19 protein-coding genes are annotated in these 20,919 nt (G+C 61.9%); 9 read left to right on the top strand and 10 right to left on the bottom strand.

Features of this window, described 5'->3' with window-relative positions; genetic code table 11:
- Positions 1–56 precede the first annotated feature (56 nt).
- On the bottom strand, positions 57–1,226 hold the full coding sequence (locus JJT62_RS01175) for a phosphoserine transaminase (RefSeq protein WP_202070856.1): 1,170 nt from the start codon (positions 1,224–1,226) through the stop codon (positions 57–59).
- 87 nt (positions 1,227–1,313) lie between these two features.
- Positions 1,314–1,778, bottom strand: coding sequence for a hypothetical protein (locus JJT62_RS01170; protein ID WP_202070855.1), 465 nt, complete (start codon positions 1,776–1,778; stop codon positions 1,314–1,316).
- 154 nt (positions 1,779–1,932) lie between these two features.
- Here JJT62_RS01170 and JJT62_RS01165 point away from each other — a divergent pair, with 154 nt between their 5' ends.
- On the top strand, positions 1,933–2,229 hold the full coding sequence (locus JJT62_RS01165; protein WP_202070854.1) for a DUF6156 family protein: 297 nt from the start codon (positions 1,933–1,935) through the stop codon (positions 2,227–2,229).
- A gap of 7 nt (positions 2,230–2,236) precedes the next feature.
- Here the strand turns inward: JJT62_RS01165 and JJT62_RS01160 are convergent, their stop codons facing one another.
- Positions 2,237–3,262, bottom strand: a complete 1,026-nt coding sequence (locus tag JJT62_RS01160) for a hypothetical protein (protein ID WP_202070853.1) — start codon at positions 3,260–3,262, stop codon at positions 2,237–2,239.
- 199 nt (positions 3,263–3,461) lie between these two features.
- On the opposite strand from JJT62_RS01160, the gene JJT62_RS01155 reads away from it, so the two are divergent.
- Together JJT62_RS01155 and JJT62_RS01150 are read left to right on the top strand one after the other, a co-directional pair.
- Positions 3,462–5,315, top strand: a complete 1,854-nt coding sequence (locus JJT62_RS01155) for a Z1 domain-containing protein (protein ID WP_202070852.1) — start codon at positions 3,462–3,464, stop codon at positions 5,313–5,315.
- Positions 5,299–5,754, top strand: a complete 456-nt coding sequence (locus JJT62_RS01150) for a hypothetical protein (RefSeq protein ID WP_202070851.1) — start codon at positions 5,299–5,301, stop codon at positions 5,752–5,754. The genes JJT62_RS01155 and JJT62_RS01150 overlap by 17 nt, the downstream gene beginning before the upstream one ends.
- On the opposite strand, the gene JJT62_RS01145 is transcribed toward JJT62_RS01150, so the two are convergent.
- On the bottom strand, positions 5,730–6,920 hold the full coding sequence (locus JJT62_RS01145; RefSeq protein WP_202070850.1) for a hypothetical protein: 1,191 nt from the start codon (positions 6,918–6,920) through the stop codon (positions 5,730–5,732). The genes JJT62_RS01150 and JJT62_RS01145 overlap by 25 nt on opposite strands.
- Positions 6,921–7,015: 95 nt before the next feature.
- Positions 7,016–7,321 carry a BolA family transcriptional regulator gene (locus tag JJT62_RS01140; RefSeq protein WP_202070849.1) on the bottom strand — a complete coding sequence of 102 codons (306 nt, stop codon included), beginning with the start codon at positions 7,319–7,321 and terminating at the stop codon, positions 7,016–7,018.
- 208 nt (positions 7,322–7,529) lie between these two features.
- On the opposite strand from JJT62_RS01140, the gene JJT62_RS01135 reads away from it, so the two are divergent.
- Complete coding sequence (locus JJT62_RS01135; protein ID WP_202070848.1) at positions 7,530–8,123, top strand: J domain-containing protein; 594 nt, start codon at positions 7,530–7,532, stop codon at positions 8,121–8,123.
- Positions 8,124–8,157: 34 nt separating this feature from the next.
- A complete protein-coding gene (cobS, locus tag JJT62_RS01130; RefSeq protein WP_202070847.1) occupies positions 8,158–9,156 on the top strand; it encodes a cobaltochelatase subunit CobS in 999 nt (332 codons plus the stop codon).
- Positions 9,157–9,405: 249 nt separating this feature from the next.
- Here the strand turns inward: cobS and JJT62_RS01125 are convergent, their stop codons facing one another.
- Entirely contained in the window at positions 9,406–10,125 is a 720-nt protein-coding gene (locus JJT62_RS01125; RefSeq protein ID WP_202070846.1) for a DJ-1/PfpI family protein, read from the bottom strand.
- An 81-nt stretch (positions 10,126–10,206) separates the two neighbouring features.
- Between JJT62_RS01125 and JJT62_RS01120 the strand changes: the two genes are divergently transcribed.
- From JJT62_RS01120 to mutS, 3 genes are all read left to right on the top strand, one after another.
- Positions 10,207–11,163, top strand: a complete 957-nt coding sequence (locus JJT62_RS01120; RefSeq protein WP_202070845.1) for a GlxA family transcriptional regulator — start codon at positions 10,207–10,209, stop codon at positions 11,161–11,163.
- Positions 11,164–11,374: 211 nt separating this feature from the next.
- On the top strand, positions 11,375–12,256 hold the full coding sequence (locus tag JJT62_RS01115) for a hypothetical protein (protein ID WP_202070844.1): 882 nt from the start codon (positions 11,375–11,377) through the stop codon (positions 12,254–12,256).
- A gap of 190 nt (positions 12,257–12,446) precedes the next feature.
- Complete coding sequence (mutS, locus tag JJT62_RS01110) at positions 12,447–15,107, top strand: DNA mismatch repair protein MutS (RefSeq protein ID WP_246744640.1); 2,661 nt, start codon at positions 12,447–12,449, stop codon at positions 15,105–15,107.
- A 640-nt stretch (positions 15,108–15,747) separates the two neighbouring features.
- Here the strand turns inward: mutS and rsmD are convergent.
- Together rsmD and JJT62_RS01100 are read right to left on the bottom strand one after the other, a co-directional pair.
- Positions 15,748–16,305, bottom strand: coding sequence for a 16S rRNA (guanine(966)-N(2))-methyltransferase RsmD (rsmD, locus tag JJT62_RS01105; RefSeq protein ID WP_202070843.1), 558 nt, complete (start codon positions 16,303–16,305; stop codon positions 15,748–15,750).
- A 3-nt stretch (positions 16,306–16,308) separates the two neighbouring features.
- On the bottom strand, positions 16,309–18,336 hold the full coding sequence (locus tag JJT62_RS01100; protein ID WP_202070842.1) for a pseudouridine synthase: 2,028 nt from the start codon (positions 18,334–18,336) through the stop codon (positions 16,309–16,311).
- A 272-nt stretch (positions 18,337–18,608) separates the two neighbouring features.
- On the opposite strand from JJT62_RS01100, the gene JJT62_RS01095 reads away from it, so the two are divergent.
- Positions 18,609–19,055 carry a nucleoside deaminase gene (locus JJT62_RS01095; RefSeq protein ID WP_202070841.1) on the top strand — a complete coding sequence of 149 codons (447 nt, stop codon included), beginning with the start codon at positions 18,609–18,611 and terminating at the stop codon, positions 19,053–19,055.
- Here the strand turns inward: JJT62_RS01095 and JJT62_RS01090 are convergent.
- Positions 19,040–19,912 (bottom strand): patatin-like phospholipase family protein, encoded by an 873-nt coding sequence (locus JJT62_RS01090; RefSeq protein WP_246744639.1) that lies wholly within the window; start codon positions 19,910–19,912, stop codon positions 19,040–19,042. The two genes, JJT62_RS01095 and JJT62_RS01090, sit on opposite strands and share 16 nt — an antisense overlap.
- A complete protein-coding gene (locus JJT62_RS01085) occupies positions 19,909–20,793 on the bottom strand; it encodes an alpha/beta fold hydrolase (RefSeq protein WP_202070839.1) in 885 nt (294 codons plus the stop codon). The genes JJT62_RS01090 and JJT62_RS01085 overlap by 4 nt, the downstream gene beginning before the upstream one ends.
- Positions 20,794–20,919: the final 126 nt, after the last annotated feature.

Raw genomic sequence — 20,919 nt, 5'->3', positions numbered from 1 at the left:
GCCTCCAGCGCGGATATATCCGAAAAAGATATATCAACGCGCAGGGAGCATCAAGGTCAGCCAACCGCCTCGACCGTCGCCGTCGCCTCCGCATAGGCCCAGTCGAGCCATTGCGTCAGGATCGCGACGTCGGACGCCTCCACCGTCGCGCCGCACCAGATGCGGAAGCCGGGGGGCGCGTCGCGATAGGCCCCGAAATCGAAGCCCGCGCCCTCCGCCTCGATCATGGCGACCATTTTCTTGGCGAGCGCCGCCTTCTCGGCCTCGCTCTGCGCCGCGCTCTTGCCCGAGAAGACGAGGCAGACGCCGGTGTTGGAGCGCGTCGCCGGATTCTCGGCGAGATGCTCGATCCAGGGCGTCTTTGCGACCCAATCCGCGACGGCCTTGGCGCTGGCGTCGCAGCGGGCGCGCAGCGCCGGCAGGCCGCCGATCGACTTCGCCCAGCTCAGCGTGTCGATATAGTCCTCGGTCGCAAGGAGCGAGGGCGTGTTGATCGTGTCGCCCTCGAAAATGCCCTCGACGAGCTTGCCGTTGTGCGTCAGGCGGAAAATCTTGGGCATTGGCCAGGCCGGCGTGTAGCTTTCCAGCCGCTCCACGGCGCGCGGCGAGAGGATCAGCATGCCATGCGCCGCCTCGCCGCCCATCACCTTTTGCCAGCTATAGGTGGTGACGTCGAGCTTGGCGAAATCGAGGTTCTGCGCAAAGGCGGCCGAGGTCGCGTCGCAGATCGTCAGTCCCTTGCGGTCGGCCGGGATGAAATCGGCGTTGGGCACGCGCACGCCCGCCGTGGTGCCGTTCCAGGCGAAGACGAAGTCATTGTCGAAATTGATCTGCGAGAGATCGGGCAGCTCGCCGAAGGCGGCGGTGAAGGTCCGGGCGTTGGGGAGCCGCAGTTGCGTGATGACGTCCGTCACCCAATCGGCCGAAAAGCTCTCCCAGGCGGCGACGTCGACGCCGCGCGGGCCCAGGAGCGACCACAGCGCCATCTCGACAGCGCCGGTGTCGGAGGCCGGGACGATGCCGATGCGGTAATCGGCGGGAACCTGCAAAACCTCGCGGGTCAGCGCGATGGCCTGCGCGAGCTTGTCCTTGCCGGCCTTGGAGCGATGCGAGCGGCCGAGCGCCGCGCCTTTGAGGTTCTCGAACGACCAGCCGGGACGCTTGGCGCAGGGGCCGGAGGAAAAACGCGGGTTCGCCGGCTTTTGGCCGGGTTTGGACGTAGCCATGGGATGTCCTGAGAAAGGCGGGACGAGAAAAGTCCGCCCCGCGCTACGCTTTCGTCACGAAATCGTCAAGACTCCCAGAGGCGCGGATCAGCCGCGCACGGAGAGCTTGCGATGGGCGTTTTCCAGGCCGGTGAGATAGATATGGCCATATTCCGTCTTCTCATAGGTGACCGTCTCGGCCGGCAGAGAGATCTTCAGCGACAGAACCTTGAGGGGAAAGCCCGGGGTTGCGGAGATGCTGTCGAATTTGATCTCGGCAGCGCCTGCTCCGGCGGAGAAATCGGCCACGACCGCGCCGTCGGCGGAAAACGCACGGGCCCAGCCCGGGGTTCCGACCAACGCCACCGTAACGGGGTTCTCGGCGAAGACGGGGGTCTTGGCGTCATCGACGGCCGGGCTCGCGAAGACATATTCGGCAAGGGCGGCGCTGCGGGTGACCTTATGGTCCGGCGACGGCGGACGGCCGACGGAAAAAACCACAAGCTTGCCGCCGGCAAGGGCGGCTTCGATTTGTTCGATAGTTGCGCTGGCGTAGGCTTCGGCTAGTCTCATTTCTCGCACTCCTCTTCATGTATTCTGTCGCAGTTGCGACAATGCAGGCCCGTCGAGGGGCTGCTCGGAGCGCTTTCCGCAAGCGTCGTGCCGGATCGATGTTGGCGCGATTCTTTCTAGGCACATAACGCATAAGAAAACGGGAGGATCGACAATGTCGCAGGCCAAAGAATATCGCTATTTTCTCACCTATAGCGGCGTGCGCATGCCGCTCAAGCTGGTCGAGCCATTGGCCGAAAGCGAGCTGGGAAATCGCAATACTTATTTTCGGGTCAGCTATGACGCCTCCGGCCGCATCGCGACCTGCGAGAAGCTGGTCTATGGCGAGGTGGAGCTTTCCCACCAATATGCCTATCGCGACGACGGCTCGCTCCTGCGCGCGCGCGTCGAGCTGGGAGACGAGGTGACGGAGGTCGATTGCGACGAGAACGGAGCGCCCCTGCGGGCGTGAGGCTGGGTTAGATGGCCTTGCTCTCGACCGCGCCGCCCGGGCGGCCCTCCAGCTTTCCATGGACGCGGTAGTGGCTCCACCCGGAGCGAATGGCGCCGTTGTAGACGCCGATGGCGATGTCCGGGTTGTTGTAGAGGTAAGACGTCTCGTCGAAAGTCGATGGGACGTTCTCCATGAGGAGCCGATAGGAAAATTTCCTGGCGCGCCGAAAGACAAATCTCAGAACGTCTTTCACGCGCCCCAAAATCAGCCGCGCAAAGGACGTCGCCTCATTGGCGGCGATGCTGTCGAAGACTTTCCCGTAATATTCAAAGCCGTCATTTTCGAACATGATGAGAAAATAGAGCTTTTTCAGCTCGGCTCTTCGAATGGGGTCACGCATCCAGGCAAGATGCGTTCTCTTCAGCCCGTGGAAATGCACAATGTAGGCGAGCGGGTTTGCGCCCCAATAGGTTTTCCAATGATATTCGATGGGCAGGCGGTCGATGCGGCCGACGAAATATTCGTTGAGAACTTCCTGATCGTAATAGGCAGGCCGGCCAAGATTTGCCGCCGCATATTTCATATAGGCAGGATATTCCGCCCGCATGTTTTTGACGTTGAGCAGCAGAACGCCGGAGCAAATCATGTCCCATTCGTTGGGGTTATGGCCCGGGGCGGCGGCGAAAAAACGTGGTTTTACGCCATATAGATCCACCGCCCGGGTGAAGAGCGTGTCGCAGTCGCAGTAGAGGACATAATCATCGTCGGTTTCGACGACCGGAATTTCCAGCCGCAGCAGCGCGCCTTCGGCAACGCCTCTGCGCCATTCGGCGGTCTCCTCGGTCTGCGCGATCTCGTTGGCGATGCTGGATTTTTGCCTGTGTATGGCCGCCTCGCAGCCAGCCAGCGCCTCTTTCAGGATCGCCGGGTCGCCGTCGAAGAGAATATGCGGCTCCAGCCGGCCGATCTGGCGCGCCGAGCGCACGGCCGCGCGCAAGTGATCGATATAATGAACGAGGCCGCTTTCATTGATGCAGAAATAAACTTTCATCGGCGGCGTCATTTCCCCGCGAGCGTCGAAGCCGGTTTATAGCCGCCAAAGGCTTATACGCGGAATGGCGGGGGGTAGAGGGGGCATGTTTCGAAGGCTCTCTCACTAAATCACCTTCCGCAAGATGCCTGTCGCCTATAGCATGTTCGTACACGAATCACTTGGATAACTAAGGCAAAAGCACGGGAAATCCTACGCTATGACGACTCAATTTGACATAAAGCGTTTTAGAAAAAGCGATTCTCCAACTGACCAGTATGAGAGACAGCTTAAGCGGCTGCGCGATAGCAATAAAGAAGTGAGCAGCATCGAGGCCGCTGTCGGCGAGGCTGTCCGAAACATATCTAAACTCGATGGGCGATCATTTGTTATTTACGGCGAGCCACAAAGCGGAAAGACTGAGATGATGATCTGTCTTTCGGCTAAACTACTTGATGAAGGTTTTGATTTCATACTCCATCTTCTTAACGACAGCGTGGACCTTCTGGGTCAAAATCTTGGGCGCTTCAAATCCTCTGGCCTTGCGCCGGCAGCTCGGAACTTTAGTGAAATTCTTGACCCGGCAGTTAAGCTAAATGGCCAGCGCCATGTTGTATTTTGCAAAAAGAACGGGAACGATCTTCGTAAATTAATCGACAAAATCAAGGGGATAAAGAAAATTGTAGTGATTGACGACGAGGCCGATTACGCGTCGCCGAATGCAAAGATAAACTCTGGCTCAAAGTCAGCGATAAACCAGTTCATCACGCAGATTTTGGGGAGTGATGGTATTTATATAGGCGTCACGGCTACTCCAGCTCGCCTTGATCTGAACAACACGTTTGAAAATGATAGCAGATTGTGGGTAAATTTCCCTCCCCATTCGAAATACACTGGTCAAGACACATTTTTTCCTCTTGATGGGGAAGTGAATTATCACTTAACTCTTTTACCTGACAGTGGTTCTGATCAAAAATATGCAAGGCAGGCTCTCTTTGGATTTCTAGTTAATGCTGCCTATCTCAATTTGTATGTAAATAACAAGGAAAAAAACTACTCTATGCTTGTGCATACGAGCGGAAAGAAGGTGGATCATAAAAGCGACTGGAGCACGATGCACAATGCACTCGTAGCGTTGGCCACTCAGGATGACAGCACTTTCGAAAAATATACAAGATATGTGTGGGATCTCTGCAAAAAAAGATATCCAGACGCTGATCCAGATCAGGTCACTAGTTACATTCTAGAGAATATCGCTAGGTATGCAATTATTATTCTAAATAGCGAACGGGATTGGAAAGACAATTCGTCTGCCGCGACAAATCCTACTAGTTTATTCACAATAATCATTGGGGGGAACATCGTGTCGCGCGGCGTTACACTCGATAACCTTATTTCCATGTTTTTTACAAGAGATGTTCAGCATAAAATTCAACAGGATACGTATATACAGAGGGCTAGAATGTTCGGTAGTCGAGGTGATTACCTTCGATTTTTCGAATTAACTATTCCGGGCGCATTGTATTTAGACTGGCATCGTTGTTTTGTCTTTCATCGTCTTGCGCTTTCTGCGATTCGAGAGGGGTACGGTTCCCTCGTATGGTTGGGAGATCACAGGATTTCTGCGATCGCAACGTCGAGTATCGATCGGTCCACGGTGGACCTGGATCGCGGGGAGATGTCGTTCAGTCTCTTCGATTATAAGACCGAGATTGAAGCCCTTCTCCGTGGCGGCTCTGCCTTTGATAAGATGGAGCAGCTGGCCAAGATTCTAGACGAGACTGCGTTTCCGGAATATCTGAGGCGCTATATCCAGAGAATGGCTGGCTCATCTAGCGCGATTGTTGTTCATCCGCCCACTGACATATCTGGCTACAAAGATGCAGATGGCCTTGATAAACGGAACATAATTCGTAAGCGTGGGTTTATCGGCAAATCTCAGATTGACCGGCATCCCAACGCTCTTCATCATCTTGTGATTTTCCATAATGGGGGGAAAAAAGCACGGCTGTTCTACAAGTTTGTGGGATCAATCCAGTTTATCAAGAATACCTATCATGATAGCCGATTATAGATTTTACCATGGGGTCGTCTTAGCCGAGTTAGTCAATCTGAAGGCGGGAGCGATAGCAATCGATGTGATAAGTGAGGACGGAAGGTTTTCTTCGTATGTGCTAGACGGGGAGATCGGTTTGCAAATAAAACACTGTGCAAACAGATTGCATCCGTGGCAATTTACATTTACCAAGGCAAATCTTGTCGATTTGCTTGCCCTACAACAAGCCTATAAGTGTGTGTTTGTCGTTTTAGTTTGTCACACTGACGGGATAGTAACTCTGTCTCTCGACGAGGCAACTGGAATTTTGGCCGGTGGAGAATCGGAGCAGGCTTGGATCAGGGTGGATAGACGAAGAAATGAGTGGTACAGCGTTACTGGAGGTGCAGCTGAATTGATCGGGAAGCGCCCTTCAGGTGTCAAAAAAATCATTCAGGCGCTTTCTGAAAAGCGATAAGTCTGCAGGACCTCCGTTCTCATTCGTCTTGCAAGCGCACCGCTGGAGTCGGTAATAGGAAGGTAACGGCGGTTGCTTTGTAAAGGACGTTTCCGTTCGTTTGTTAAAGTAAAGCCGATCCCCTCAGCAACATGTCTGAAAATTTTGGAGTTATACACCGGAATTCCACGAACGTTAGAGTCCCCAAGAACCAAGAGAATTTCGCCGTGTTTGCAAAGAATTCGGCTCATCTCGCAAAGAATTAGCTCGGCGTCTTCCGCATATTTGTGAACAATCGCGCGTTGGCGCGGAGGCAGATTAGCAATCGAGCGAACCGAGCGCTCAAGATTTTCGAGGTCGATGGATTTTCGTGAGCCACGAGTGTTCTCTGTTCCAACAGAATTCGAGCGTAAAGCACGGAGTTGCGGGATCGTATAACCAATCCAAACAAGAGAAAGTTTATGCCCTCGCAAATAATCTATGGCGTTTAAATATGGGGGTGACGTTATGATAAAATCGACAGAATTACTCTTGACGGAATCAAGCTGTCTGCAGTCGCCAGATTCTACGTGGCCTCCTCTGGGGAGTGTCTCGGAATCGAGATGATTAACTATCTGATTTGCAGCTTTGAGAAAGCCAGCATATACATCAAAGTCGTTCTCATCCCTAACCCGATGAGGGCGGCTGTGGGAAACATCCCAGGCTAACGAAGCCCCAGCCTGTTTGGTAACGATGATTCTGCTCAAGGCGAGTTTAAGGACGTCGCAAATCCAATTTTCCTCGGTTTTACTTAAATTTGAAATTAGCTTAGTCAAGCGCGCTAGTTGCGAGCGCTGGGGCTCCGCGAACCAATATTCGATAAATTGCGTTGTCTCGTTACAGTGTGCTACCCAGTTCAAATCAGTATGTTTGAAATTTTGCAATTTTTCTGCGCGGATGACAAGTTTCCGAGCGATGTCGCAAACGGATGCATGCCTTCCTTTTCGGGTCCAAACCCTGCTCATCAAGACCGCGAGCGGATCGATATCAAAGCCTTTGACCGAGTGACCCAATAATGCGGACTGCCGAAGGACAACACCTGAACCGCACATCGGATCCATAATTCGGGAACCATGTGGGAGCTTTTTCAGATAATCTGCTACTGTGTCGGGCGCCATGCGGGCGGGAAAGGGATGGATCGAGCGCATGAAGCCAATTATCCTTTCAAGGAACTATTTCTGCTCTTGTTAAAGGAGAGATTGGCCTTGCTCAAGGTGACAATTTTTTCTAAATCACGATCTTGCTAATCCCCCGGCGCCTTGGCCGTCACCGCCAGCGCATGCAGCCCCTCTTTAAGCTCCTGGGCCAGCAGGGCGTTCACCATCCGGTGGCGCTCCACCCGGCTCTTGCCCTCGAAGGCGGCGCTCACCACTTCCACCCGGAAATGGCTCTCATTGCCGTGGCGCTTGTCGCCGCCGTGATGATGGCCGGCGTGGTGATGCGATTCGTCGATGACATTCAAAGCGATCGGCGCGAGCGCCTCGGTGAGCTTCGACTCGATGCTCGCTGCGACCGGCCCTTTCACGGCGCCTTTACCCTGATCCGCCATATTCCTTCTCCATGTCTAGAGCTCGAGAGCGGGTTCCTCGCGGGAGCCCGCTCCGGTCTTTCCACCCGGCGCCGATTCCGTTGCTCGCTCTAGACGCAATCGGAAGAAGCGCCAAGCTCCGGGCGCCTCTCTTGCAAGATCGGGCGCACAACAAAATTGGCGCGGTTCGCGCTTGCGGCGCCGCCCCGCGCCATCATAATGAAACCCGATGGATCTGAATTCGCCCCTCTTCGACCGTATCAGAACGCAGCGTCGGCCGCGCGAGGAGAAGCGCGAATCGACGATGAAATGCGATTCGCCGGGCTGCGAGGCCGACGGCGCCTATCGCGCCCCCATGGGCCGGCTGCGCGAGGGGCAGTATTTCTGCTTCTGCCTGGACCATGTTCGCGAATACAACGCCACCTACAATTATTTCAACGGGATGAATGACGCCGACGTCGCCCGCTACATGAAGGACGCGACCATTGGCCACCGCCCGACCTGGGCGATGGGCACGCGCCGCGGCGCGACGGGCTTTCGCGAGGAGGGCGGCCCGACGGCGGACCCGCTGGGGATGAACCGCGCCAAATTCCATCGGCGCGCCCCCGAGAAGCGCGAGCCGCGTTATTCGCCGGTGACGATGCGGGCTTTCGCGGCGCTCGATCTCGACGAGACCGCTGGACCCGAGGCGGTGCGGGCGCGCTATAAGGAGCTCGTCAAGCGTCATCATCCCGACGCCAATGGCGGCGATCGCTCCCGCGAGGAGAAATTGCGGGAAATCATTCATGCCTATAAGACGCTGAGGGCCGCGCGGCTCGCCTGAGCGCGAGTGCCGGCCCGCCAGACGGAGGACGGTTTTGGTCGAAGAAGTTAAATCCGGCTCGGGTCTCGAAAGCGTGCCCGACATCAAGGTTTCGGCGCGCGAGGTTTTTGGGATCGACACGGATCTCGTGGTTCCGGCCTTTTCCGAGCGCAACGAGCATGTGCCGGACATCGATCCGGACTATCTCTTCGACCGGCAGACGACTCTCGCCATTCTCGCGGGTTTTGCGCGCAATCGCCGCGTGATGGTCACGGGCTATCATGGCACCGGCAAATCCACCCATATCGAGCAGGTGGCGGCGCGGCTCAACTGGCCCTTCGTGCGGGTCAATCTCGACAGCCATATTTCGCGTATCGATCTCGTCGGCAAGGATGCGATCGTGCTCAAGGACGGCAAGCAGGTCACGGAGTTCCGCGACGGCATTCTGCCCTGGGCGGTCCAGCACAATGTCGCGCTCTGCTTCGACGAATATGACGCGGGCCGTCCCGATGTGATGTTCGTTATCCAGCGCGTGCTGGAGGTCTCCGGCCGCCTGACGCTCCTCGACCAAAACCGCGTCATTCGCCCCCACCCGGGCTTCCGCCTCTTCGCCACCGCCAATACGGTGGGTCTTGGCGACACCTCGGGCCTGTATCACGGCGTGCAGCAGATCAATCAGGCGCAGATGGACCGCTGGTCGATCGTCACCACGCTGAATTATCTGTCGCATGACGCCGAGACCAATATCGTGATCTCGAAGGTCAAATCCTATGGCGTCTCCAAGGAGACGCGCGACGTCGCCAATAAAATGGTGCGTGTGGCCGACCTGACCCGCAACGCCTTCATGGCCGGCGACCTCTCGACCGTCATGAGCCCGCGCACGGTCATCACCTGGGCCGAGAACGCCGAAATCTTCAACGACGTCGGCTTCGCCTTCCGCCTGACCTTCCTGAATAAATGCGACGAGCTGGAGCGCCCGCTGGTCGCGGAATTCTACCAGCGCTGCTTCGGCAAGGAGCTGCCGGAGAGCGCGGTGAATGTGGTGATGACCTAAGGGACGGCCTCGGCATTTTGGGAAGCGCGACCCCTCATTGCTTCGCTTCGCTCGCAATGACGGGAGTCTAACGACGGACTAAAGTGTGACTTCCGTCTCATACGAGATCCGCTCGCTTGGTTCGGTGTCATTCCCGACGCTCGCAAAGCGAGCGATCGGGAATCCAGAGCCGAACCAGCGCTATTGCGGCTCTGGATTCCCGGTCGGGCTTTCAGCCCGCCGGGAATGACACGCCCCAAAGCGAGCCGTTCAAACGGAAATGGCACCAATCGTGGACTCATCCCCAACCAATAGCCGCGCGGCCTCCTCGGCCTGGGCGCGCCGTTTTTCGATAAGCGGGGCGGCGGTCGCCTGAAAGCGGGCGAGGACTTGCGGCGGCGCCGATTGGGGCGAGCCCGCATGAAAGGGCGGTTGGGGATCATATTCGAGGCCGAGCTGGATCGCCTGCGCTACATCGGCGCCGGCGATTTCGGCGAGGACGGTCAAGGCGAAATCCATCCCCGCCGTCACGCCGCCGCCGGTGATGATGTCGCCGTCGCGCACCACCCGGTCGGCTTGTGGGATAGCGCCGAAGAGCGGCAGGAGATCGCGCCAGGCCCAGTGACAGGCTGCGCGCTTCCCTTTCAGAAGCCCCGCCGCGCCGAGGATCAGCGAGCCGGTGCAGACCGACGTCACATAGCGTGCGCCGAGCCCTAGGCGACGAATCTCCGCAATGAAGACCCGGTCGAGCGCGACTGCGGTGGCCGAGAGGCCGCCTGGGACGCAAAGCAGGTCGCAGTCTGAAACGGTCGTCAGCGGAACTGTCCCGCCGAATTCGAGCCGGTCGGATTTCACCGAGCCGCCGTCGCGGCTGGCGACAAGGGTCACTGCCCCGGGCGTCCGGCTCAGAAATTCATGCGGGCCGGTGAAATCGAGCTGGGTCATTCCGTCATAGAGCGCGAAGACGATGGTGAAAGGGCGTGTGCTCATGGGGCGCCTCCATTTTCGGGCGCTCCTATTTCACCTTCGGCGCGTCATTGTCGAAACGACCTTTTTCCCTCATTTTAGGCCATGATCCGGACCGTGGCCTTTTTCCTTTACGAGGACTTTCAGCTCCTCGACGCGGCCGGCCCCATTGCGGTCTTCGAGATCGCGTCGCGTTTTGTCGCTGGCGGCGCCTATCGCATCGTTTTGGCCGCGAAGGAAAAGGGGCGCGTGCGCGCCTCCTCGGGCGTCGAATTGCCGGTCGAAGCGCTTTGCGAGATCGAGACGATCGACACATTGATCGTCGTCGGCGGCGAGGGCGCACGAACCGCCATGGCGTGCAATGAAACCCTAGACGCCGTTCGCGACGCCGACCGACGCGCGCGCCGGCTCTGCAGCGTCTGCTCCGGCGCCTTCATCCTCGCCGCCGCCGGGCTGCTCGACGGACTCTCCGTGACGACCCATTGGCGCGCCGCGCCGGCTTTCGCGCGGCAGTTTCCGCAAGTTCAGACCCGGGCCGATCGAATTTACATCCGCCAGGGGCGGGTCTGGACGTCGGCGGGCGTCAGCGCCGGCGTCGATCTGGCCCTTGCTTTGGCGGCCGAGGATTTGGGCGAGGAGATCGCCAAGCGCGTGGCGCAGGAGATGGTCGTTTATTATCGACGGCCCGGCGGTCAGTCGCAATTTTCGACGCTGCTCGAACTCGATAGTCCCGACCATCGCTTCGCATCTCTGCTCGAGAAAGTGCGCGGCCGGCTCGATCGACGTTGGACGGTCGAAAAGCTCGCGGAAGAAGCGTGCATGAGCCCGCGCCACTTCAGCCGCGCCTTTGCGGCGGCAACGGGCTTGAGCCCCGCCAAAGCCATCGAGCGGCTGCGGCTCGAAGTTGCGCGCGAACGGGTGGAGGCGGGAGTCGAACCCATCGAGATCATCGCCGACAGAGTGGGCTTCGGCGACCCTGAAAGGATGCGTCGCGCATTTGTCCAAACCTTTGGCGTTCCGCCTCAAGGTTTGCGCCGACAGGCGCGCGGGATCTCATCGTAATCCAACGCAAGCGGCGCGCACCCTGGCCTCCTCGCCCCCGCCCGCGCGCCGGAACATTCACCCCTCTCCCGCGTTGTCGCATCTCTTTTCAGCTCCCGGCGCAACTGCGCGCCGAAGGGAGGCCGTGATGCACAACATCATCTATCTTATCGGTCTGGTCGTGATCGTCATGGCGATCCTGTCGCTCCTCGGTCTGCGGTAGGAGGTCGCCATGGCAGACGTCATCGGGCGGGGCCTGGAGCCCACCGCCGAGCGCCTCGCGCTCTCGCGTTTCACCGCCGTCGATTGGGGCGCCATTCTCGCGGGCGTCGCCGTAACGACGGCCATCTCCTTCGTCATGGCGGCCTTCGGCTCCGGAATCGGGTTGTCGCTTGCGTCGCCCTATGAGGGCTCCTCGCCCTTTACCCACGCCCTCGCGCTGGCGCTCTGGGTGCTTTGGGTGACGGTCGCGAGCTATGCGGCCGGCGGCTATGTCTGCGGGCGGCTGCGCCGGCGCAATATCGATGCGCCGCGCGACGAGGCGGAAGTGCGCGATGGCGCGCATGGGCTCGTGGTCTGGGCGACAGCTATTCTCATCGTCGCCTTCGCGGCTGGTTCGTCTCTCTACAACCTCGGCAAAGCCGGCGTGGAAAAGGCGACCCAGCAGGCGCAGCAGAGCGGGATGACCAACCCGGTCGATTATCGCGTCGATACGCTGATGCGCGGCGACGGCGGCGCGCGGGCCGGGGCGGCTCCGTCAGGGACCAATGAGGCCGAGACGCGGCAGATCGTCTCGCGCATCGTCGCGCGCGGCCAGGCGACAGGCGAGATCAGCGGCGAGGATCGCAGCTATCTCCAGAACGTGCTGGCGTCCACCAGCGGCGTCTCTCCCGCCGACGCCGGCGCCCGGGTCGACGCCGTCGCGCAGCAGGTGAAGGACGATCACGCGCGCGCCAAGGAACTTGCCGACAAGGCCCGCAAGGCCGGGATCATCGCGAGCTTCGTCGCCGCAGCGGCGATGCTGCTCGCGGCGGCCTCCGCCTGGGGCGGCGCCACTCTTGGCGGGCGTCACCGCGACGAGAATCTGGGCTTCTCATCCGCCATGCGTTGGTAGGAGGCGAAAATGGGCGTAGGCCGTTCCGTTCTGCTCTGGCTCCTCGGGGTGCCGATCCCGATCATCATCCTCCTGGCGCTCTGGAGGTAGGCGCAGCCCCGGGTCTTCGATCCGGGGTTTTTCTGCGCGCTCCACAATGAAAGCGGCGCCTCGAATGGCGCCGCCGCCGGGCCGCCGCTAAAGTGCGGCCATGGAAAAAGTAGCGGAGCAAGGGCAGGATCAGACCGGCGCGGCGCGCGCGACGCCGATGATCGCACAATTTATCGAGATCAAATCGGTAAACGCCGATTGCCTGCTCTTCTACCGCATGGGCGATTTCTACGAGCTGTTTTTTGAGGACGCCGAAATCGCCTCGCGCGCGCTGGGCATCATGCTCACCAAACGCGGCAAGCATCTCGGCGAAGATATTCCAATGTGCGGCGTGCCGGTCGAGCGCGCCAATGATTATCTGCAAAAGCTCATCGCCCTCGGCTTCCGCGTCGCCGTCTGCGAGCAGATCGAAGACCCGGCCGAAGCCAAGAAGCGCGGCGCGAAGTCCGTCGTGAAGCGCGACGTGGTGCGCCTCGTAACGCCAGGCACGATCACCGAAGACGCGCTGCTCGACCCTGCGCGCGCCAATGCATTCGCCGCCGTCGCCCGCGCGCGCGGCGATGGGGCGTGGCGATATGGCGTCGCAAGCGTCGATATTTCGACGGGCGTGTTTACGGTAGCCGATTGCGCGCAAAGCGAATTGTCCTCCACGCTGGCGCGGTTGGAGCCGCGCGAGATCGTCGCCGCCGAAACGCTGTGCCGGGAAGAGGCGCTCGCAACGATCTTCTCAGGGCTCGGCGCGCCCGTCGCTCCGCTGGGGCGAGACGCCGGCGACGCGGCGCGGCGGCTCATGGATTTCTATGGCGTTTCGACGCTCGAAGGTTTTGGCGCGCTGAGCGAGGCGGAGCTTGCCGCGGCGGCGACGGCGATCCTTTACGTCGAGCGCACGCAAAAAGGCGGCCGCCCGGCGCTGTCGCGGCCGATGAGCCTGCGCGAAAGCGCTACGCTCGATATCGACGCGGCGACGCGGGCCAATCTGGAGCTGTCCCGCACGCTGTCCGGCGCACGCGAGGGATCGCTGCTTTCGGTTGTCGATCTGACCGTGACATCCGCTGGCGCGCGGCTTCTCGCCGAGCGGCTGGCCGCGCCCTCCACCGATCCTTTTTTGATCGACGCGCGGCTCGACGCGGTCGCTTTCTTTCTCGAGAAGCCGGAGATCCGCGCGTCCTTGCGCGCCAAGCTCGCACGTGCGCCGGATCTTGCGCGCGCCGTTTCGCGTCTCGCATTGCAGCGCGGCGGGCCGCGCGACGTCGCGAGCGTCGGGGCGGCGCTTTCGGCTGCCCGCGACATTGCGGCGATCTTCTCAGGCGCCGAGGCGCCGGCGGAGATCGCCCGCGAAGCGGCGACGCTGGCAACCGCCGACGCTGCGCTCGCTCACGAAATTGCGACAAGCCTGAAGGACAGCCCGCCGCTCGACAAACGCAACGGCGACTTTATCCGCGAGGGTCGCGACGCCGAACTCGACGAAGCGCGTTCGCTGCGCGACGAGAGCCGCGTGGTGATCGCCTCGCTGCAAGCGCGCTACTCGGAGCAGACCGGCGCGAAGCTCAAAATCAAGCACAATAATTTTCTCGGCTTCTTCCTCGAAGCGCCTGCGGCGCAGGGCGAGAAGCTGTTGCGCCCGCCCTTCGATTCGACCTTCACGCATCGCCAGACCATGGCCGACGCGATGCGCTTTTCGACGCAGGAACTCGTCGAGCTACAGAGCAAGATCGCATCCGCCGCCGATCGCGCACTGGCGCGTGAGCTCGCCATCTTCGACGCGCTCGCCGGAGAGATTCTCGCCGGCTCGGACAATCTACAGGCGCTGGCGCAATCCTTCGCGCGGCTCGATGTCGCCAGCGCGCTCGCCGAGGTCGCCGAGAAACGCGGCTGGACCCGACCGCATGTCGATCATTCGCTCGAGTTCGTCATTATCGGCGGCCGTCATCCGGTCGTGGAGGCGTCGTTGCAAGCGCAAGGCAAGGCCTTCGCCGCCAATGACTGCGAACTCTCCGGCGACAAAGCCGGCCGCATCGCCATTGTGACGGGCCCGAACATGGCGGGCAAATCGACGTTCCTGCGCCAGAATGCGCTGATCGCGCTTCTTGCGCAGGCGGGCTCTTACGTGCCGGCGCAAGAGGCGCGTCTCGGCGTCGTCGATCGTCTCTTCTCGCGCGTCGGCGCTTCGGATGATCTCGCGCGCGGGCGTTCGACCTTCATGGTCGAGATGGTGGAGACCGCCGCGATCCTCAATTGCGCGACGTCGCGCTCGCTCGTCATTCTCGACGAGATCGGCCGCGGCACGGCGACCTTCGACGGCCTCTCCATCGCCTGGGCGACGATGGAGCATTTGCATGAGATCAATTGCTCCCGCGCAATTTTCGCCACGCATTTCCACGAGCTGACGCAACTGACAAAACGCATGGCGCGGCTGGTCAATCTCACCATGAAGGTGACCGATCACGCAGGCGAAATAGTGTTTCTGCACGAGGTCGTGAAAGGCGCGGCCGATCGTTCCTATGGCGTGCATGTCGCGCAGCTTGCCGGGCTGCCCGCGAGCGTTGTGACGCGCGCGCACGCCATTCTCGCCGAGTTGGAGGCGGCCGACCGACGCGCGCCGGTCGAGGCGCTGATCGACGATCTGCCGCTGTTCAAACATGTGGCGGAGACGATGCAGCCCAAGGACGCGCTCAGAGAGGCGCTTGCGAAGATCGATCCTGACGAGATGAGTCCGCGCGATGCGCTGGCGGCGTTATATGAATTGAAGAGAAAATCATAGCGCCTCTCGTCATTGCGAGGAGCTTAAGCGACGAAGCAATCCAGGGCAGCCACAGCGGCCCTGGATTGCTTCGCTTCGCTCGCAATGACGGAACGATGCTTTTCATACCACGACCCTTCCGTAGGCCGGTAACGACAGCGAGTAGAGATGTGGGCGGCGTTATACGCCGCCCTTTGCGCGTCAGGCTTTGGCCGATGCTTTTTTCGGCGCTTTCTTGGCCTCAACAGCGTCGACCTCGGCGTCGTCCGATTCAGCCTCGGTCACTTCGGCATCGTCCGGCGCGTCCTCCGATGCTGCCTCCGCCGTCGCGGCATCGTCTGGCGCGTCCTCTGAGACGGCCTCTGTCGCCTCGTCGGCCGCCGCTTCCTACTGCTTCTGCCGTCTCGGCATCGACAGACGCTTCTTCCAACACAGGCGCCGCGGCAGGAACAGCGATGTTGCGTTTGGCGTCAGCTAACACAAGACGACGCAGATAAGATGTGTCCGAGTCCGGCGCTTCTTCGCCATCTGGCCTCTTCACGCGGATGATGAACGCTCGTTTCGATGTATCCAGCAACTGTCGCCTTGCGCTCGCACGAGTCCCATCAGGCTTGAAAAAGATGCAGCGCGATTCGCTTGATCAACTTCGCCAACGCGCCACTCAACGCGCAACGCGCGCAAACACGAATTGCGTGTCGCCATATCGGCGCGCGTCTTCCAGCTCGAGAGAAGACGGCAATTCGATCGCCGCGTTGGCGGCCTCTTCGATGACGACAAGCGCATCATCAGTAAGCCAGCGGCCTTCGATCAACGTGCGCAACGCCGGCTCAGCGAGCCCCTTGCCATAGGGCGGGTCGAGAAAGGCGAGCGAGAAGATTTCGCCCGGCGGCGCGAGGCCGAGCTTTGTCGCGTCACGGCGAAAGATACGGGTGACGCCGCCCAGGCCCAGCGTCTCGATATTGGCGCGCAGAAGCGCGCGCGCTTCCGTTCCGTCGTCGACGAAAAGCGCGCCCGCGGCGCCGCGCGAGAGCGCTTCCAAGCCCAGCGCGCCGGTGCCGGCGAAAAGGTCGATCACCGCGGCGCCGGTGATCGGATCGTCGAAACCATGGGCGAGAATGTCGAAGACAGATTCGCGCAAGCGGTCCGTTGTCGGGCGGATCGCTTGCGAGCGCGGGCTCGCGAGCGCGCGGCCGCGTAGCGCGCCGCCGACGATGCGCATGGCTTATTCTCCGCGCGGCTTGCGCGGTCCTCTCGACGGACCTTTGCTCGGGCCTTTGCCGGGGCCGCGGCCCTTTGGCGGGCCTTTCGGCGGGCCCTTGCGCGGCCCGCCGCTGCGGGCGCCGCGAGGCGCGCCTTCGCCTGAGGTCCGGCCTTCGCCGCTGCGCGGACGCTGCGATTTGCGCTCGTCCCCGCCGCGCGCAAAGCCGCGCTCGGCGCGCGGGCCCTCGAACTTGCGCGGCCGCGCCTCCCGTTCGTCTGCCCCGCGCGCGCGACGGGGAGCTTCCCCATCACGACGAGGCGGGCGGCGTTCGGCGCGAGGCTGGTCGCCTTCATGCGTGCGCGTGCGCGCATGACCGCGCGCAGCCGTTGCGTCGCCATGGTCGCGCCGCGCTTGCGTGTCACGCTCTCGCGGCGGCCGGGCGGCGCGTTCGCCGCGCTCACCCTCGAAACGCGGACGGCGATTTTCGCCGCTGCGGCGATCGTCCCGCGCGAAACCTTCGCCGCGCCCGCCTCTCGCGGGGCCACGTGAAGACTCGCGCTCACCCTCGAAACGCGGGCGGCGATTTTCAGCGCCGTGTCGATCATCCCGCGCGAAACCTTCGCCGCGAGCGCCCCTTGCGGCGCCGCGCCCAGACTCGCGCTCTCCTTCGAAACGCGGGTGGCGGTTTTCGGCGCCGCGCCGATCGTCTCGCCCAAAGCCCTCGCCGCGCGCGCCCCTTGCGGCGCCGCGCGCGGGCCGCTCGGCCTCCGCCTCGTCACGTCTGGGGCGGCGGCCCGTGCGCATCGCGTCGAAACGCTTGGCGTTGCGCGACGGCGCTTCGTCCTCGGCCGCAGGTTTGCGGCGCGTCAGCGTCACGCGCTCAACGGCGACGGCGCGGCCCTTGCGGTCGGCCGTGGCGGTGCGCTCGATGCGCGCGCGTGGACCTTTTTCGGCATTCTCGTCGCGCTGCTTGCGCAGCACGGAAACATGTTTGCGGGACCGCTTTTCAGTGCGTTCGCGCTGCTCCTGCTGTTCGGTCGGGGTCGCCTCGCGCAAGGGCGAGGCAAAATCAGCGCCCGCAAGCTCCGCGAGACTCTTGCCCAATTGCTCGCGCAGCGTTTTGAGCTTCACTTCCTCGACAACGCCCTCGCCCAGCTCACCGAGCTGGAAAGGCCCATAGGAGACGCGGATCAGGCGCGTGACGTCGAGGCCGAGATGCTCCATCACGCGCTTGACTTCGCGGTTCTTGCCCTCGGTGAGGCTCAAGGCGATCCAGGCGTTGCCGCCCTGCACGCGCTCGAGCCGCGCCTCGATCGGAGCGTAAGTGACGTCCTCGACGGTGACGCCTTTCTTCAGCTCGTCGAGCTGCGCCTGATCGATTTCGCCATGCACGCGCACGCGATAGCGCCGCGTCCAGCCGGTCGCCGGCAATTCCAGCGTGCGCGCGAGGCCGCCGTCGTTGGTGAGAAGCAGCAGGCCTTCGGTGTTGATGTCGAGCCGACCGACGCTGACGAGGCGGGGAAGATCGGGGTGCTTTTCATCGAGATAGGCGAAGACGGTCGGGCGTCCTTCCGGATCGCTCGCCGTGGTGACGAGTCCCTGCGGCTTATGAAACAAAAAGAGCCGCGTGCGCTCGCGCGCCTGCATCGGCTCGCCGTCGATGGTGATCTTGTCGGCTTCGGTGACATTGACGGCCGGGCTCGTGAGCGTCTCGCCATTGACGGCGATGCGGCCTTCCGCAATCCATTCTTCGGCGTCCCGGCGCGAGCAGACGCCGGCGCGCGCCATCGCCTTGGCGATCCGCTCGCCTTCGAAAGCGCTGGTTTTTTCGACCGGCGCGGGGATCGGCTTCGTCCGCTTGGCTGCGGGCCGCGGCTTATCGAATTGCGGCTTGGCGGCTTTTTCGCCGCGCGGCTTATTGAATTTCGGTTTGTCCGAATCGAATTTCTTGGGCGCGCCGTCGCGCGCAGCGGTCTTGGAGTCGCGGCGGCGCATGGGGCGGTCGCCGCCGGGCGCGCCGGAGCGCTTGGTTGGTTTTTTGTCGGCCATGATCTTTGATAGCAGGCGCCGAGATGGCTTTGAAGCGCGATCGACGGAGATAAACGAAATGTATGGAGAGATGAGACGCCAACCTAGTGGCGAGATTGGCGCGACTCTCTACGTCCGCCAATCCCTCCCCTTTATGGGGAGGGTGGCCCCGCGAAGCGGGGTCGCGTGGGGTTTGCTCCAACCGTCGTCATTGCTGCGCGAACCCCACCCGGCGGTCTGCGACCGCCGACCTCCCCGTAAAGGGGAGGTATTTGGCGCCGCCGCGTTGGCCAATGATGGCGCCTGACCCCTTCGCAGCCGCCTTCGACGCCGCTCGTGCGGCGGCGCAAGCCGAGGAAGTGCCTGTCGGAGCCGCCATCTTGCGCGCCGGGCGGATCGTCGCAACCGCCGGCAATCGCACGCTGCGCGACAAAGACCCCACGGCGCATGCCGAAATGCTGGCGATTCGCGCCGCCTGCGAGGCGATTGGCAGCGAGCGGCTGATCGACTGCGATCTCTATGTCACGCTGGAGCCCTGCGCCATGTGCGCCGCCGCGATCTCCTTCGCGCGCATCCGGAGGCTTTATTTCTCAGCCGACGATCCGAAGGGCGGCGGCGTGGAGCACGGGCCGCGCTTCTTTTCTCAGCCGACCTGCCATCACGCGCCGGACGTCTATGGCGGCATCCGCGAGAGCGAGGCGGCGACATTGCTGCGCGATTTCTTTCAGTCGCGGCGCTGAGGTTCGAGCCGCTCGGCGGCCTTCAACAGCCCCTCGCGCAACTTGTCGCGGCAGGCGTCGCCCGCTGTAAAAATGCGCGAGGCCTTGAAGAGGTCGAGCGCCAGATATTGATGCACGCCCGGCGCAAGCAGCACGTCGGGCGGGTTCTCCTCGATCATGCGCGAGCTGATGGAGTTCATGAGGATCTGGGTCGCGACGATCATCGTCTGGAAGGGCGAGGGCGCACGGGTCTCGCTTTCCATGCCCGAATTGCCGGAGACATTCACCGCGACGATGATGTCGGCCTTCCCCTGCAGATGGTCGTAAGGCAGCGGATTGACGAGGCCGCCGTCGACCAGATAGCCGAGCTCGCTTTTGGGCGGGCGCACCACGCCCGGAATCGCCATGGAGCCGGCGATGGCCGTGCGCAGCGACCCTTTGGAAAACACCGCCTCGCAGCGGCGACGAAAGTCTGTCGCTACCACGGTCATGGGTATGTCGAGGTCTTCGAAGCGTTCCGGCATGCCCTCGGGCCAGAAGGCGTCCAGAAAACGCACGCCGTCGAAGAGCAGTGGATGCGCGAGACGCGTCAGAAGCGGCTGGCGGCGGCGCGCCCGTGCGTAAAGCAGCTTGCGCGCGAGGCCGAGCCGGTTGCTCAGGATCGCCTCGGTATGGGCGCGTAGCTCCGCGCCCGAGAAGCCCGCGGCATAAGCGGCGCCGATAATGGCGCCGATCGAGGTTCCCGCCATGGCGACCGGCCGCACGCCCATGTCGTCGAGCGCCTGCAGCACGCTGATATGGGCGAGGCCGCGCGCGCCTCCGCCGCCGAGCGCCACGGCGACTGTTTTGCCGCCGAGAACGCCGCGGCGCTTCGTCAAAGGAAGCGTTCCAGGGCTTGCAGCGTCGCCTCGGGCGCCTCCTCCATGGCGTAGAGACCGGCGTCGACGGCGGCGCCGGTCACGTCGTCGCCCCATTCCTTCCAGGCGTCGACAAGCGAGGGGCCCTCAGAGGGGAAGGTCGTTTCGCCATAGAGGATGAGCGTCGGCGTCAGGAGCTTCTTGCCTGCAGCCTTGTCGGCGAGCAGCGCCTCCTTGTCGATGGTCGCGCCGGCGCGGAAGTCCTCGCAAAAGGCGTGAATGCGCGCGGGGTCGTTGAAGGCGGCGCGATAATGCGCAAGCGCCGCCGCGCCGAAGACGTCGAGCGACTTCTCCTTGGTCGAGCTTTTCAGCGCATCCTCGAGGAAGTCGTTCGGGTCGAGGGCGATCAGCTCCTCGGGGCGCGGAGCCTCGGTCGCGAGGAAGCGCGCCCGGCCCAGACGCCAGAGGTCGCCGGCGCCGAAATTGTCGTCGATGGGCGCGATATTGATCAGCGCGAGCTTCGTCAGCCGTCCTGGATGATCGAGCGCCAGGCGCAGGCCGACGCGCGCGCCGCGGTCGTGGCCGACAAGCGCGAATTGCACATGGCCGAGCGCCTCCATGACCTTGACGACGTCGTCGGCCATCTCGCGCTTCGTATAGGCCTCGCCCTTCTCGCTCTCGGGCGCCGCCGACCAGCCATAGCCGCGCAGATCCATGGCGACGACGCTGAAGCGCTCGGCGAGCTTCGGCGCAATGCTGCGCCAGGCCACATGCGTTTCGCCGAAGCCGTGGAGCAGGACGAGCGCCGGTCCGGCGCCGTGAGACCGCGCGAAGATTTTGCCGGCCTGCGTATCGATCCAATGCGAGGCGAAACCGGGGAAGAGATCGGCAAGTTCAGACATTTGGTCAACCATGTTCAGCGGGGCCGCAGCAGCCCTTGGGGTGGATGTTATATTGTAACAACCCTCGAACTGCCACGTTTTTTCTTCTCTATGCGCCGACCGGGGACTTTGTCACGGAAACAATAT

Source organism: Methylocystis sp. Sn-Cys, from assembly GCF_016745395.1.
GTDB lineage: Bacteria > Pseudomonadota > Alphaproteobacteria > Rhizobiales > Beijerinckiaceae > Methylocystis > Methylocystis iwaonis.
The sequence above is the reverse complement of the archived record's forward strand: the minus strand, read 5'-3'. Positions and strand labels throughout refer to the sequence as shown.